Source organism: Salinispora sp. CH2A1_6, assembly GCF_056820975.1.
Window position 1 is genome coordinate 349,778 of sequence record NZ_JBXEDG010000016.1, and the last position, 14,324, is coordinate 364,101.

Annotated in this window: 12 protein-coding genes; 8 read left to right on the forward strand and 4 right to left on the reverse strand. The window is 70.8% G+C overall.

Annotated elements, in window-relative coordinates:
- The first annotated feature begins 30 nt into the window (after window positions 1-30).
- Both AC1UKG_RS22685 and guaA read left to right on the forward strand, forming a co-directional pair.
- Entirely contained in the window at window positions 31-1,725 is a 1,695-nt protein-coding gene (locus AC1UKG_RS22685; protein ID WP_018744226.1) for a GMC family oxidoreductase, read from the forward strand.
- A gap of 98 nt (window positions 1,726-1,823) precedes the next feature.
- Window positions 1,824-3,377 carry a glutamine-hydrolyzing GMP synthase gene (gene guaA / locus AC1UKG_RS22690; protein ID WP_018744225.1) on the forward strand — a complete coding sequence of 518 codons (1,554 nt, stop codon included), beginning with the start codon at window positions 1,824-1,826 and terminating at the stop codon, window positions 3,375-3,377.
- Window positions 3,378-3,384: 7 nt separating this feature from the next.
- On the opposite strand, the gene AC1UKG_RS22695 is transcribed toward guaA, so the two are convergent.
- Window positions 3,385-3,642 (reverse strand): PspC domain-containing protein, encoded by a 258-nt coding sequence (locus tag AC1UKG_RS22695; protein WP_026271341.1) that lies wholly within the window; start codon window positions 3,640-3,642, stop codon window positions 3,385-3,387.
- Window positions 3,643-3,848: 206 nt separating this feature from the next.
- Here AC1UKG_RS22695 and AC1UKG_RS22700 point away from each other — a divergent pair, with 206 nt between their 5' ends.
- The 3 genes from AC1UKG_RS22700 to AC1UKG_RS22710 all read left to right on the forward strand — a co-directional run bounded on the left by AC1UKG_RS22700 (window position 3,849) and on the right by AC1UKG_RS22710 (window position 7,228).
- Window positions 3,849-4,796 (forward strand): NUDIX domain-containing protein, encoded by a 948-nt coding sequence (locus AC1UKG_RS22700; RefSeq protein ID WP_482643160.1) that lies wholly within the window; start codon window positions 3,849-3,851, stop codon window positions 4,794-4,796.
- A gap of 54 nt (window positions 4,797-4,850) precedes the next feature.
- Window positions 4,851-5,837, forward strand: a complete 987-nt coding sequence (locus AC1UKG_RS22705) for an NUDIX domain-containing protein (protein ID WP_196230278.1) — start codon at window positions 4,851-4,853, stop codon at window positions 5,835-5,837.
- A 431-nt stretch (window positions 5,838-6,268) separates the two neighbouring features.
- Complete coding sequence (locus AC1UKG_RS22710; protein ID WP_018744221.1) at window positions 6,269-7,228, forward strand: CDP-alcohol phosphatidyltransferase family protein; 960 nt, start codon at window positions 6,269-6,271, stop codon at window positions 7,226-7,228.
- 69 nt (window positions 7,229-7,297) lie between these two features.
- Here the strand turns inward: AC1UKG_RS22710 and AC1UKG_RS22715 are convergent, their stop codons facing one another.
- The 3 genes from AC1UKG_RS22715 to AC1UKG_RS22725 all read right to left on the reverse strand — a co-directional run bounded on the left by AC1UKG_RS22715 (window position 7,298) and on the right by AC1UKG_RS22725 (window position 10,299).
- Window positions 7,298-8,557 (reverse strand): phosphatidylserine decarboxylase, encoded by a 1,260-nt coding sequence (locus AC1UKG_RS22715; protein ID WP_482643046.1) that lies wholly within the window; start codon window positions 8,555-8,557, stop codon window positions 7,298-7,300.
- Window positions 8,558-8,740: 183 nt separating this feature from the next.
- Window positions 8,741-9,010, reverse strand: coding sequence for a hypothetical protein (locus AC1UKG_RS22720; protein WP_018744219.1), 270 nt, complete (start codon window positions 9,008-9,010; stop codon window positions 8,741-8,743).
- Window positions 9,007-10,299 (reverse strand): PspC domain-containing protein, encoded by a 1,293-nt coding sequence (locus tag AC1UKG_RS22725; RefSeq protein WP_482643045.1) that lies wholly within the window; start codon window positions 10,297-10,299, stop codon window positions 9,007-9,009. The genes AC1UKG_RS22720 and AC1UKG_RS22725 overlap by 4 nt, the downstream gene beginning before the upstream one ends.
- A 198-nt stretch (window positions 10,300-10,497) precedes the next feature.
- Here AC1UKG_RS22725 and AC1UKG_RS22730 point away from each other — a divergent pair, with 198 nt between their 5' ends.
- From AC1UKG_RS22730 to AC1UKG_RS22740, 3 genes are all read left to right on the forward strand, one after another.
- Entirely contained in the window at window positions 10,498-11,748 is a 1,251-nt protein-coding gene (locus AC1UKG_RS22730; RefSeq protein WP_029124097.1) for a PspC domain-containing protein, read from the forward strand.
- A complete protein-coding gene (locus AC1UKG_RS22735) occupies window positions 11,749-12,435 on the forward strand; it encodes a response regulator transcription factor (protein ID WP_018744216.1) in 687 nt (228 codons plus the stop codon).
- A 242-nt stretch (window positions 12,436-12,677) separates the two neighbouring features.
- Window positions 12,678-14,303 carry an ABC transporter substrate-binding protein gene (locus AC1UKG_RS22740; RefSeq protein WP_018744215.1) on the forward strand — a complete coding sequence of 542 codons (1,626 nt, stop codon included), beginning with the start codon at window positions 12,678-12,680 and terminating at the stop codon, window positions 14,301-14,303.
- Window positions 14,304-14,324: the final 21 nt, after the last annotated feature.

The following is a 14,324-nucleotide window of genomic DNA, read 5'->3' on the forward strand; positions in this document are numbered from 1 at the left end:
CGATTGCTACCGGTCGGTAATGATGGGTCAATGCGGTACGACGTGGTCGTCATCGGGTCGGGCTTCGGTGGTGGCGTCGCCGCGCTGCGGCTGGCCGAGAAGGGCTACCGGGTCGGGGTCCTGGAGGCGGGCCGCCGCTTCGCCGACGGCGACTTCCCACAGACGTCCTGGCAACTGCGTCGCTTTGTCTGGGCACCACGACTGGGCTGCTACGGCCTGCAGCGGATCACCCTGCTGCGGGCGGGCCGACGCCGGGCCGGTGGCGTGCTGGTGCTCTCCGGCGCCGGGGTGGGCGGCGGTTCCCTGGTCTACGCGAACACGCTGTACGAGCCGCTGGACGCCTTCTTTCAGGATCCGCAGTGGCGGGACATCACCGACTGGCGGGAGGAGTTGACCCGCCACTTCGATCAGGCGAAGCGAATGCTCGGCGTCACCACGTACCCGGAAACCACCGACGCGGACCGGGCGATGCGGGCGGTGGCGGAGCGGATGGGGGTCGGGCACACCTTCCGGGCCACCCCGGTCGGCGTGCACCTCGGCCGGCCGGGACAGCGGGTGCCCGATCCCTACTTCGGCGGGGCGGGGCCGGAGCGAACCGGCTGCACGCACTGCGGTGCCTGCATGACGGGTTGCCGGTTCGGCGCGAAGAACACGGTGGCCAAGAACTATCTGTGGCTGGCCGAGCGGCTCGGTGCACAGGTGCATCCGTTGACGACCGTGACCGCCGTCGCGCCGGTCGAGGGGGGCGGGTACGCGGTGCACACCCGGCGTACCGGCTCCTGGCTGCGGGGGCGCTCACAGGTGATCCACGCCGACCAGGTGGTCTTCGCCGCCGGTGCGTTGGGTACCCAGCGTCTGCTGCACGGGATGCAGGTGGCGGGGGCGCTGCCGCGGCTCTCGTCCCGCCTCGGCGCGTTGACCCGCACCAATTCGGAGGCGGTTCTCGGCGCGTCGGTGCCCCGGCGGGCGGCGCGGGCGGCGGGGGTCGACTTCACCGAAGGGGTGGCGATCACCAGCTCGTTCCACCCCGATTCGCAGACCCACATCGAGCCGGTCCGCTACGGCCGGGGCTCGAACGCGATGGGGCTGCTCCAGACCCTGTTGGTGGACGGCGGCCCACGCCGGGTGCGCCGCTGGCTGGGCACCCTCGTGCGGCGGCCGCGTGCGGCGGCGCAGATGATGTCGGTCCGCAACTGGTCCGCGCGGACGGTGATCGCCCTGGTCATGCAGTCGGCGGACAATTCGTTGACCACGCGGCTGCGCCGTGGGCTCGGCGGTCGCCGACGACTCGTCTGCGAACCGGGTCACGGAGCGCCGAGCCCGACCTGGATACCGGCCGGTAACCGGGCGGTTCGGCTCTTGGCAGAGGAGATCAACGGGGTGCCGGGTGGTGCGCTCACCGAACCGTTCAATGTGCCGGTGACCGCACACATTCTGGGCGGCGCGGTGATCGGCGCCACCGAGGAGGACGGCGTGGTGGACCCGTGGCAGCGGGTGTACGGGCACCCCGGGCTGCACGTCGTTGACGGCGCGGCGGTCTCGGCCAATCTCGGGGTGAACCCGAGCCTGACCATCACCGCCCAGGCCGAGCGGGCCATGTCGTTCTGGCCGAACCAGGGGGACCCGGATCCGCGCCCTCCGCTCGGCTCCCCGTACGTTCGACTGGCCCCGGTGGCACCGCGCCATCCGGCGGTGCCGGCGGATGCTCCCGGTGCGCTGCGGTAGCACCGGGGAGACCGCGGCGTGGCGCGGTAGGCGGGGCCGCTGCGCCGACTCGGGTCCCGGGTCGGCGTCGGGCGTGTCGGTGGGTAGGCTTTCTGCACATGAGCACCCCGCGCCCTGTCCTGGTGGTGGACTTCGGAGCCCAGTACGCCCAGCTCATCGCACGGCGGGTACGGGAGGCCCGGGTCTACTCGGAGATCGTCCCGCACACGATGCCGGTGGCCGAGATGCTGGCGAAGGACCCGGCAGCGATCATTCTCTCGGGCGGCCCGTCCAGCGTCTACGCGCCCGACGCGCCCGGTATCGACGCCGGCGTGTTCGAGGCCGGGGTGCCGGTCTTCGGCATCTGTTACGGCTTCCAGGCGATGGCGCAGGCACTCGGGGGCACGGTCGCGCGGACCGGCAATCGGGAGTTCGGCGGCACGGTGCTGCGCCCGCGGCCGGAAGCCGGGGCATTGCTGCGCGATCTCCCTGGTGATCTTTCGGTCTGGATGAGCCACGGCGACTGTGTGACGGAGGCGCCGGCTGGCTTCGCGGTGACCGCCGAGTCGGCGGGCGCCCCGGTGGCGGCCTTCGAGGATCGGGCCGGGCGCCGGGCCGGGGTGCAGTTCCACCCGGAGGTCGGGCACACGGCGCACGGCCAGGAGATGCTGACCCGTTTCCTCTACGACATCGCCGGCATCGAGCCCACCTGGACGCCGGAGAACATCATCGACGAGCAGGTGGCCCGGATCCGGGAGCAGGTCGGTGCCAAGGAGGTCATCTGCGGCCTCAGCGGCGGCGTGGACTCCGCGGTCGCCGCGGCGCTGGTGCACCGGGCCATCGGCGACCAGTTGACCTGCGTCTTCGTTGACCATGGTCTGCTTCGGGCGGGTGAGGCCGAGCAGGTGGAGAAGGACTACGTCGCCGCCACCGGAATCAAGCTGCGGGTGGTTGACGCGGCAGACCAGTTCCTGACCGCGTTGGCCGGGGTGACCGATCCGGAGCGGAAGCGCAAGATCATTGGCCGGGAGTTCATCCGGACCTTCGAGGCCGCTGCCCGGGACATCGCCGCCCACGGCGACGTGGAGTTCCTGGTGCAGGGCACCCTCTATCCGGACGTGGTGGAGTCCGGTGGCGGCACGGGCACGGCCAGCATCAAGAGCCACCACAACGTCGGCGGGCTTCCGGAGGATCTCGGATTCTCCCTGGTCGAGCCGCTGCGTACGCTCTTCAAGGACGAGGTTCGCACACTTGGCCTCCAGTTGGGCCTGCCGGAGGCGATGGTCTGGCGGCACCCGTTCCCCGGGCCGGGGCTCGCCATTCGGATCATCGGTGCGGTGGACCGCGAGCGGCTCGACGTGCTCCGCCGGGCCGACTTCATCGCCCGGCAGGAGCTCAGCGCTGCGGGCCTGGATCGGGGCGTGTGGCAGTTCCCGGTGGTTCTTCTGGCCGACGTACGCAGTGTGGGTGTGCAGGGAGACGGACGTAGCTACGGGCACCCCGTGGTGCTGCGCCCGGTCTCCAGCGAGGACGCGATGACGGCCGACTGGTCGCGGCTGCCGTACGACCTGATTGCCCGGATCTCCACCCGGATCACCAACGAGGTCGCCGAGGTGAACCGGGTGGCTCTGGACGTCACCAGCAAGCCGCCGGGCACCATCGAGTGGGAGTGAGTCGCGTTCATCTGACGGGGGGAGCCGGCGGCTGCGGCCCCGGCCCCGACCAGGTGGGGGTGGCGGTGGTCGTCGCCCCGGGGGTAGCCGGGTGCGGCCAGGCCGGCGCGCTCGCCGGCTCCGCCGGAATCAGGAACCACATGATCGGGTACGCGAGCACCGCGATCCCGCCGGTGAACAGGCCGGTCACCGCGAAGATGACCCGAACCAGCGTGGGGTCGACGTTGAGGTAGCGGCCGACACCGCTGGCCACCCCGGCGACTATCCGGTCGGTGGTAGGGCGACGGAGCTGTTTGTACGGGGGCTGGGGGTTCCGGTCTCGGTCATCTCCTCATGGTGGCTCGCCCCACTCCGGGCGACCTCGGTGACTTCCCGGGGCCTTACCCTGATCTGCCCCTCACTCGCGAGCCATGAGTCATGAATCCGACCCTTTTCGGCGTCGGTGGCGGGGAGCGGGGAGAATTTGGCTCTGTGACCCTCATGCTGGAGCCGCTTCGTAGGATCGCGGCGTACGCGGTTTGTACTAACTCGGTCGGTCAGGTGCTGCTGGTCCGTGCCTCGCAGCGTTCCGGCACACCCGGTACCTGGTCGCTGCCCGGGGGCGCGGTGGACCACGGCGAGGACCCCTGCGACACGGTCGTGCGGGAAACCGCCGCCGAGACCGGGCTGTCGGTCAGCGTCGCCACCCTCACCGACGTGCTCGCCGACATGCGTGCGTTACCTGAGCGGGGCATCACGATCCACACCGACCGCCTGCTCTACCAGGTGTCGGTGCGGGGCGGGACGCTCGCCGACCGCGCTGACCAGCCGACCGACCTGGCCCGCTGGTTCACCCCGGAGCAGGCCCGCGCGTTGCCCCTGCGCTCGTTCACGGCGCGGGCTCTCGGCCTGCCCGCCTCGTCGGCGGACATCGTTCCGGACGAGCCGCCCGAGTTTCCCTCCTTCTACGCGGTCGAGGGGCCGGACGGCCTCCACCGGGCGCAGCGCTTCGCCGCGTACGCGGTCGTCACCGACCCAGACGAGCGGGTCCTGCTCACCCGCGTCTCGGACGGATACCCGGGTGCCGGTTGTTGGCACCTGCCGGGCGGCGGAACGGACTACGGTGAGCAGCCGGGCGCGGCCCTCATCCGTGAGTTGGTCGAGGAGACCGGGCAGACCGGGCGGTTGGTCGAGCTACTTGGCGCGGCGAGTCACCGGGACGCCGCCTCGCTCGGTCCGGAGGGATACCCGATCGACTGGCACGGGGTCCGTGCCTTCTACCGGGTTGTGGTTGACCGCCCCGCCCCGCCCACGGTGATCGATGTTGGTGGATCAACCTGTGAGGCTCGCTGGTTCGCGAAGGAGGAGCTGGGTGCCCTCCCGGCAGAGCGGCTGACCGAGGTTACGGCCGAGGCGGTCCAGGCCGCCCGGCTGACCTGACCGCCCCCGCCGGGCGTTCTCGGAGCTATCGTCGGATCGCGGCGACAACGTCTCATGGGCGCGGTGCAGAGCGGGGGCAGGGTGCAGCAGCGGCAAATAGCGGCATATGGGGTGCTGCGGGATGACGGCGGGCAGGTGCTACTCGTACGGAGCTCGGACGGGCACCCGGGCCGGGATGCCTGGCGGCTGCCGGGCGGGGGGCTTCGGCACGCTGAACATCCCGCCGCCGCGGTTGTCCGCGGATTCGGCGAGGAGACCGGGTTGGCCGTGCTGGTGACCGGGGTCCGGGCGGCGGTAGCCGATGTGGCCACCTCCGCCGCCGGAGCCGGACTGCACACGGACCGGTTGGTGTTCGACGTGACCGTGACGACGGGGGAAGCGGTCCTGCCAGAGCAGGGCGGCGCCGGGCTGGGGTGGTTCACGCCCGACGCGGCGGCGGTGCCCGTGATGCCGTTCACGGCGGAGCTACTCGCCCTGCCGGGCACACCTCTGCCGCCGGGCTTGTCCCACGTGCTGCCGCCGCCGTCAGTCGCTGCGGCGTCGATCAATCCCGCGTCAGCCGCTGCGGCATCGGAGGGTCCGCCGTCGACCGCTGCGGCGTCGATCCCCCGGCGGCGCCGGTTCGGCGCGTACGGGCTGGTCACCGACCCGGCTGGTCGGGTGCTACTGACGTTGATCGCGGAGGGCTACCCGGGCGCTGGCAGCTGGCACCTTCCCGGCGGGGGCACCGACTACGGTGAGGCGCCGGAGACCGGGCTGCTCCGCGAACTGGCGGAGGAGTCCGGTCAGGTCGGCCGGGTGGTCCAGTTGGTCGGGGTGGATAGCCTCCATCACCCGGGGGCGGTCGGACCGGAGGGCCACCCGGTGGACTGGCACACCGTTCGGGCCATCTACACGGCGGTGGTGGACGAGCCGACCGAGGCGCGGGTGCTGGAGCTGGCCGGCGGGTCGACCGCACGAGCGAGCTGGTTCACCGTCGCCGAGCTCGCGGGGCTGCGGCTCAGCGATATCGCTGCCCGGATGGTGGCCGAGCTCCGCTGAGCATCCTGGTGCGGCAGCGGCCTGGGTGGACGATCAGGTGGATCGCGGCCCCCGGTTCTCCGAGATTGGGGCACTGCGGGTGCCGAAGAGTGCTCGTCATGGTGGTGCCGCTGGGCTCCGGTACATTTGGGTGCGGGAGTTAACGGTGTAACGGGCGATGCGATCCGGGTTGAGAGTAAGAGGGCGGTTCGCGCGGTTTAAGGGAGTTTTAAGTACCACCGGCAGCTATCGCCAAGCCCCGTTTGCCTGTGCGATGGTGTACCCCGCAAAACGGCTGCTGGGCCACGAAGGTCCGGCACGAGACAGCCGGACGCCCCGCCGTTACGGCGGTGTGCCGATCCGGTGATGGAGGGAACGTGCCGAGAGCCCCCTGGCGCCGGCGTCGTACGACAGACAGTCCACGTCCCGCAGGGCGTCGATGGGCAGGGCCGTTGCGGCGCAGCGGCACGATCGCCCGTCAGGTGCTGTGGGTCCGGGCAGGTCGCCATGATGGCGGCCTCCGTTCCGCTGTTGACCGGCCGTTGCTCGAGCGCCGGTTCCCCAAGCGCCGCTATCCGCGGTACGACGCCGAGGTGGAGGCGATCGTCCCGGCCAGCCCCGCTGTCGTCCCCGCCCCGCCGGTGGACGAAGTGGCGGCGATCGCCCCGGTCAGCCCTGTTGTCGTCTCGGCCCCGCCGGTGGACGAGGCGGTGGCGATCGCGATCCCGCTTCTTCCCGGCGCGCGGACGGCGGCCCGGCGGATGAAATTCGTGCTGGTCAACGGCTGCACCCTCGCCAGTCTCACCCTCGGCATGCTGGCGATCTTCCTGGCCATGCAGGGTGAGGTGCGGCCAGCAGCCCTCTGCCTGATCGCCTGTGTTGCCTTCGACGGTCTCGACGGCGCCCTCGCCCGCCGACTCGGCGTAGCCAGTCCGTTCGGCGCCCAGATGGACTCGTTGGCCGACATGTGCTCCTTCGGCCTCGCCGCCCCGGTCGTGGTCTACGCCTCACTGGCCGGCTCGGTGCCGCCGGCCGCCGCGGCGGTGGCCTGCGCGCTCGTCGCGTCCTGCGCCGCGATCCGCCTCGCCCGGTTCAATGTCTCGCCGAAGGACGGCCGCTTCTTCCGTGGTGTGCCCACCACCATGGCCGCCGCGATGCTGGCCCTGACCGTTGCCATCGGGCTGCCGGTGTCCGGGCTGGTCCTACTCGGCGGGGTGGCGCTGCTCGCCTTCGCGATGGTCTCCAGCTTTCCGTATGCGAAGCTCGCTCGCCTGGTGAAGCTCCCGCCTTGGGTGTGGCTGGTTCCGGTGGTCGGTGCGCTGGTCGACATCCGGCTGACCTTCGCCCTGGTCGTGGCGGGCTACCTGCTCAGCGGTCCGGTGCTCTGGCTGCGGCAGCGCCACACCATCTGATCCGGTTACGCGACGGGACGCCGTGGTGTCACGGCGTCCCGGGCAGCCTCTTCCGTCGCCCCGTCGCGGTCAGTGCCAGCGGGCGATCACCGACGACCCACCCACGACCCGGTCGCCGGGCCCGACCAGCGGCTGCGCCCCATCGGCCGGCAGGTAGACGTCGGTGCGTGAGCCGAACCTGATCAACCCGAACCGCTCGCCTTTGGCGAGCAGCGACCCGACGGGTGCCCGCTGCACGATCCGCCGGGCGATCAAACCAGTACGCTGCGCCACGACCACCGTTCCGTTGGTGGTGTCCAACACCGTGTACGCGGCGACGTTGTGTTCCGCATCGGGCTTCATCGCGTTGGCGAAGCCACCGTCGGTCACGAAGTAGTCGACCACCTTGCCCGCCACCGGGGAGCGGTTGACGTGGACGTCGAGCACCGACAGGAACACGGCGATCCGCAGCCACTCGCCGTCGCCGAACCGCTCGTCGGAGAGCCGTTGTACCGAGAGCACCCTGCCGTCGGCCGAGGTGACCACCGCGGACGGATCCGCTGACACCTCCCGCTCCGGGTCCCGGAAGAAGGCGGCGACTGGTGCGGCGGCGAGGGCCGGCAGTAGCCACAGCTTCGAGGCTGGCCGGGCGGCGCGGGCCACCGCCGCCAGCCCGAGGGCGATTCCGGCGGCAGCCACCCCGTTGCTGTCGATGTGCATCGTGCGGGTCAGCGGCACGCTGGAGGGCCGGTACGCCGGGGCCATCCCCACCGCCGCCGCCGCGTCGGCCGGGCTGAAGCGGAGTCGGTAGACCCGCAGCGGCGGGTTGTTGCGCAGCAGCAGGTCGCTACCGACGCCGTGTAGCGCCGCCTGGCGCGACAACTCATCGCCCGCGTCGCCGGTGCGCCTGGTGATGGCGGGTGTGGCGACGCTCAGTGTGGCTCCGGTGCCGAGGTACTTGCCAAGCCCGTCGAGGGCGGCGCGAGCCTCCTCCACCGTCCCGGTGAGCGGTTCGCCGATGATCGCCACTGCCGCGGCCTCGGCTTCGGCGTCGGCCAGCGTGTCAACGACCCGGACCCGGTCGGCTACCCAGGGCCCGTGCGCGGCTAGGTGCTCGCGCAGTATCCCGGCGTCCGACGACCCGGCCGGCACGACGGTGAGCGTGTCACCGGGCAACAACGCCGCGATGGTCGCGGCGAGCACCGGGGACTCCGGGCTGGCGTCAACCAGCAGGGCAGCCTTCGGCTCGTTGATCCGGGCGAGTTCCGAGACGAGGACACGGGCGGCGCGTTCGCCGATGCGGACCGGACCGGAGCGACCGGTGGGAAGCGCAGCGGGGGACTGGGTCATGTCGGACAGGCTCCTGACGGGGTCGGGACGACGGGTTGGTGAAATCGGCGCGATCGGCGTCGGGTCGGCTCGGGTCGGCGTTGCCCCGCGGGTGGGCTGCCGGGACCGAGCCGGCGAGTGCGCGGTGGGGGCGGGCGCCACCGGCCAGCATATGCCCCGAGTCGTGCCGACCCGGCGTCGCGCTCAGCGCCGGTCCCCCTCCGGCGGACCAGGTTCCGGCATCGCACCGGTTGGCGGAGCCGTCGTCGCTGGAGCGGCCGGGCTGCCGGAACGGGCTGCGCGAAGCGCCCCGACCAAGCCCAACACGCCGATCAGTAGCAGCGCTCCGGCCAGGAACCAGCCCACCGGGGGGAGCATGAACTCGAGTAACCGGGCGACCAGCCACCAGGCGGCGAGGAAAAGGAAGAGCAGTCCGAAGATCAGGGACACCAAGTCGGTGCGGTGGGCCTTCATCGGGTCACCTCCAGTTGGCCGACATCAACGTGAACGAAGAGACGCAGCGTCCCGCCGCCGGGGCCGTCCGCCCCCAGGTCGGTGCTCTCGCGCAGCACACCGGTGGAGGCGCCGCGCTTGTCGACGCGTTGGTCGAAGACAACCGCGTCGCCGACGCTGACGGTCGCGGTGACGGTGGTATCAACGTTCGGGGGCAGTACCACGGTGGCCTCCCCGGCGGTGACCGCCACCGTGATCTCGCTGCGCTTCCCGGTGAAGTCCACCGAGCGCAGGTCGAGCAGGGAGCTTCCGACGGTGTTCTCGTACCGGCTCGCGAGCTCGGCGTGGTCGGCAGGAGCCCAGGTCACCGCTTGGTTCACTGCGTGGAACCGGTCGGACTCGGCTACGGTGGCCACCCCCAGCGCGGCGGCGGTGATCAGGCCGAGCGCGATGAGCCAGCGGGCCCGGCCGAACCAGGCGCCGACGAGTAGGCCGAGGCCGATGGTGGCCAGGACCGCCGCGAAGTACGCGGACGCGCCGAGGGCGGGTACGCCGGTCAGGTCCAGTACGGCCAGCAGCCCGAGGATGAGGAAGATCAGCGAGAAGGTCACCCCGCCGAGCGCGGACCGTTCCCGCGGTCGCTTTCGCTCCGGCGGCGGGGGCGGCGAGGCGTACGGCCCATGCGGGGCGTACGGCCCATGCGGGGCGAACGGGGGGCGGAAGCCGCCGGGTGGAGCCTCGGGCGCTGTCGGTGCCTGCGGCGGGGCCCAGGTCGGCCAGGGCTGCGGTGGTGCGACGGGCGGTCTGAACCGGCCCGGACGTTCGCGGTTGAGTAGCAGCGCGCCGCTGATCAGGATCGCCGCGCCGAGCAGCATGGCCCGGAACGCGTCGGTGACGATGAAGGCGAAGCTGACCGCCACCAGGATGCCGAGCACGATCACGGTGACCGGGGACATGCTGGAGCGTCCCCGGCCCAGCATCGACTCGACCGGTGAGGCGGTGTCCCCCTCGCCCGGGATGATCAGCCAGGCGGAGACGTACACCAGGATGCCGATACCGCCGAAGAAGCCGAGCACCGCGAGCAGCACCCGCCAGAGCACCGGATCGGTGTTCGTCGCCCGGCCGATCGCCGCGCAGACGCCGGCCAGGTAGCGGCCGTCGTGCGGTCGGACCAGCCCGTACCGCGAGGTGAAGCCGCTACCCCCGGGCGGCGGAGGGGGTGGGCCCCCGGGCGGTGGCGGCTCCCCCGTCGACGCCGCAGATGGTGACGTCGCCCCGGTCGGCTGGTGCTGGGCAGCTTCCTCGGTCATGACCTCGATCCTGCTCCCTCGTCACCTCGCCGGCCTCCGGCGGAGACCCTGACCTCACCCTGAGATCCGGTGGGCAGGATCTCCGGGACGCCCCCGTGGTCGAGTGGTGACCTGGCGTGTGACGATCGGAACCGGCGGCGTGTGCCGCTCGCCGGCGAAACCCGCCGCGACTAGCTAGGGAGCCCCGCGATCAGTGCCGTGATCAACTCGTCGCCGCGCCTCTACCGCGCCCGCGAGCACCGGATCGCTGCTGGGGTGGCGGCGGGGATCGCCGGGCACCTTCGCATTCCGGTGCTCTGGGTCCGGGTCGCGTTCCTGGTGTTACTCGGCTTCAACGGCCTCGGGCTGCTGCTGTACGCCGCCTTCTGGGCGGTGGTGCCGGTGCGACCGGGAGACACCGCCACCCCGCCCCGTCGCGACGTGGCTCAGCTGCTGCCGTTCGTGGCGATCGGCCTGGTGGTGCTGATCCTCCAGATGATCCTCTTTGATTCGGTGGGTGCTACCGGTGTGGCCGGCACCGCCGGCTGGCTGGTCACGATCATCGCGGTCGGGGCTGGGCTGATCTGGCACCAGTCCGCACCGCAGCGGCGACGGCAGGGGGGCGGGACGCCGCCGGTGCCCTGGCTGAGCGCGGTGGTGGAGGAGAGTGACCGGCGGGCGTTCGTACTCCGATTCATCGGCGGCGGAATCCTGGTTGCGGTGGGGGCGATCGGGGTGGCGGCGGTGTATTCACCGACGCAGAACTTCGACGCGGTGCTCAACGGTGTGATCTTTGCCCTGGTCGGTCTGGCAGGTGTCGGGGTGGTGGCCGCGCCGGTGCTCTGGCGCACGTGGAACCAGCTCCGGTCGGAGCGGGAAGGGCGGATCCGGGAGCAGGAGCGGGCCGAGCTGGCCGCCATGGTGCATGACCAGGTGCTGCACACCCTCGCGTTGATCCAGCGAAACGCCAGCGACGGGAAGATGGTGACGCGGCTGGCCCGGGGTCAGGAACGCTCGCTGCGTAACTGGCTCTACCGGCCGACGGCTTCGCCGACGGAGCGCTTCGCGGCGGCGCTGGAGCAGGCGGCGGCCGAGGTGGAGGACACGTACGCGATCACGGTGGAGACGGTGGTCGTCGGTGACCGGGAGACCGACGAGCGGGTCGGCGCGTTGGTGGCCGCCGCCCGCGAGGCGCTGGTAAACGCGGCCCGGCACGCTGGGGTGCAGACCGTCTCGCTCTACGCCGAGGTCGAACCCGAGCAGGTCAGCGTCTTCGTCCGGGATCGGGGGAGGGGCTTCGACCCGACTACGGTGGAGGACCACCGGCACGGCGTTCGGGGCTCGATCATCGGGCGGATGAAGCGACACGGTGGCCGGTCGGAGCTCCGCTCCGAGCCCGGGGAGGGGACCGAGATCCGGTTGATCCTGCCGATCTCCCGCGACGGGTCCACGGCGGAGAGGAGTAGGTGAATGGCGGAGCAGGCACCAGGCGCAGCGGCGGAAGGCGGGGCCGCCGCACGGCGGTTGCGCGTCTTCCTCGTCGACGATCACGCGATGTTTCGGGCCGGAGTCCGTGTCGAGCTGGGTGCGCATGTCGACGTGGTGGGCGAGGCGAGCACGGTGGGGGAGGCGGTCAGTAGGATCGCCGCCACCGAACCGGACGTGGTGTTGCTTGACGTGCATATGCCGGAGGGGGGCGGCCGGGCGGTGCTCGAGGCCATCCGGCGCACGCACGCGCACGTGCGCTTCCTTGCGCTCAGCGTCTCGGACGCGGCCGAGGACGTGATCGGGCTGATCCGCGCTGGCGCCCGTGGCTACGTCACCAAGACGATCTCACCGGACGAGCTGGCGGCGGCGGTCCGCCGGGTCGCCGAGGGCGATGCCGTCTTCAGCCCTCGGCTGGCCGGTTTCGTGCTGGACGCCTTCGCCGCGCGCCCGGACGCGCCGGTCTCCGACCCGGAGCTGGACCAGCTGACCAACCGGGAGCGGGAGGTGCTGCGTCTGCTCGCTCGCGGGTACGCGTACAAGGAGATCGCCAAGGAGCTCTACATCTCGATCAAGACGGTCGAGACGCATGTGTCGAACGTGCTTCGCAAGCTCCAGATGTCCAGCCGCTACGAGTTGTCCCGTTGGGCGGCGGATCGTCGGCTCGTCTGAGCCGCCCGCCAGGGTTGCCGGTGCGGGCGAGCAAGCGCCGGCGTTGGCCGTTGCCGATGTTGTTTCCGCAGCTCTTACCACGCTTGCCTAAGGCCGATGAATCCACCTCCGGGTGGATGTACGCACCGTCCCGGCCGGGTATCGGGTTGATAACACGCCTTCCCGCTAGCGCGCGTCCGGTGTCACAGTGGCAGGCACCTCACACCCCCTCGTGAGCTGAGCGCCCTGAGGAGGCACTCCCAATGCGCGGGAAATTCCTGAAGGTGGCGGTCGCGGCGACCGCCACCGCTATGTTGGCCACCGCCTGCGGCAGCGGCAGCGGCTCGGGCGACAGCGGCAGTGATGCCGGTGGCACGCTTCGCGTCTACGCGTCGGAGCCGGCGTTCCTACTGCCGTCGAACGGCAATGACGAGCCGTCGATCTACGTGATCCGTCAGCTCTACCGTGGTCTGGTCAAGTACAACGCCGAGACCGGTGAAGTCGAGAACGACCTGGCCGACTCGATTGAGTCGGAGGACCAGAAGCTCTGGACGGTCAAGCTGAAGGACGGCTACACCTTCGACAACGGTGAGCCGGTCGACGCCGACGCCTTCATCCGCTCGTGGAACTACGCCGCTTACGGGCCGAACGCCCAGAACAACGGCTACTTCATGAAGCGCATCGCCGGTTTCGGCGACGTCACGTCCAAGGACCCGGACGGTGAGGGGCCGGAGAAGGCCCCGCCGCCGAAGGCCGAGACGATGTCCGGCCTGAAGAAGGTCGACGACCTGACCTTCACCGTCGAGCTCAGCGAGCCGTTCACCGGCTTCCCGACCACGGTCGGCTACGTCGGCTTCTTCCCGATGGCCCAGGCCTGCATCGACGACGCGGACACCTGCAACGAGACGCCGATCGGCAACGGCCCGTACAAGATCGACGGTACCTGGGAACGCAACGTCGAGATCAACCTGGTGCGCAGCGACAGCTGGAACGGTGAGCCGGGCAAGCCCGACGGCATCAACTACCGGCTCTTCGCCGACGTGGACAGCGGCTACGCCGCCTTCCAGGCCGGCGAGCTGGACGTGATGTACACGATCCCGCCGGCGCGCTTCAAGGACGCCAAGGCCAGCTACGGCGATCGGCTGTACGAGCAGGCTGGTGACAGCTTCAACTATGTCGGCCTGCCGCTGTACAACGAGAACTTCCAGGACAAGCGCGTCCGGCAGGCGTTCTCGTTGGCGATCGACCGGCAGTCGATCGTGGACGCGGTCTTCGACGGCCGGTACGCCCCGGCTACCGGTTTCGTCGCGCCGAGCTTCCAGGGCGCTCGCGAGGGTGTCTGCACCTACTGCCAGAAGGACGTCGAGCAGGCCAAGGCGCTGCTCGCCGAGGCCGGCGGCTGGAAGGGCGACAAGCTGGTCCTGTGGGCCAACGCGGGTGCTGGCCACGAGGCCTGGCTGCAGGCGGTTGGCGACCAGATCAAGGGCGTGCTGGGGATCGACTACGAGCTGAAGGTCAACCTGCAGTTCCCCGAGTACCTGGAGACGGCCGACAACGAGCAGCTCACCGGCCCGTTCCGGCTCGGCTGGGGCCCGGACTACCCGTACCTGGAGACCTACCTGGCTCCGATCTACGGCTCTGGTGCCGACAGCAACCACAGCACCTTCAGCAACCCCGAGTTCGACAGCCTGATCAAGCAGGGTGACTCCGCCGCGACCATCGACGAGGCGATCGGCTTCTACCAGCAGGCTGAGGATGTCCTGGCTGAGGAGCTGCCGGTCATCCCGATGTTCTGGCGGAAGGAGGCGGCGATCTACAGCGAGAACGTCGACACCTTCGTCTGGAACCAGGTCGCTGGCGCCGACTACGGTGCGACCTCGCTGAAGTAGAACCACGCTTCGGCCATCTGA

Bases quoted from the DNA above. Each gene is read 5' to 3' on its own strand.
- AC1UKG_RS22720 (WP_018744219.1), bottom strand. From the start codon at position 9,010: ATGAAGGCCCACCGCACCGACTTGGTGTCCCTGATCTTCGGACTGCTC.
- AC1UKG_RS22685 (WP_018744226.1), top strand. From the start codon at position 31: ATGCGGTACGACGTGGTCGTCATCGGGTCGGGCTTCGGTGGTGGCGTC.
- AC1UKG_RS22725 (WP_482643045.1), bottom strand. From the start codon at position 10,299: ATGACCGAGGAAGCTGCCCAGCACCAGCCGACCGGGGCGACGTCACCA.
- AC1UKG_RS22740 (WP_018744215.1), top strand. From the start codon at position 12,678: ATGCGCGGGAAATTCCTGAAGGTGGCGGTCGCGGCGACCGCCACCGCT.
- AC1UKG_RS22735 (WP_018744216.1), top strand. From the start codon at position 11,749: ATGGCGGAGCAGGCACCAGGCGCAGCGGCGGAAGGCGGGGCCGCCGCA.
- AC1UKG_RS22705 (WP_196230278.1), top strand. From the start codon at position 4,851: ATGGGCGCGGTGCAGAGCGGGGGCAGGGTGCAGCAGCGGCAAATAGCG.
- AC1UKG_RS22715 (WP_482643046.1), bottom strand. From the start codon at position 8,557: ATGACCCAGTCCCCCGCTGCGCTTCCCACCGGTCGCTCCGGTCCGGTC.
- guaA (WP_018744225.1), top strand. From the start codon at position 1,824: ATGAGCACCCCGCGCCCTGTCCTGGTGGTGGACTTCGGAGCCCAGTAC.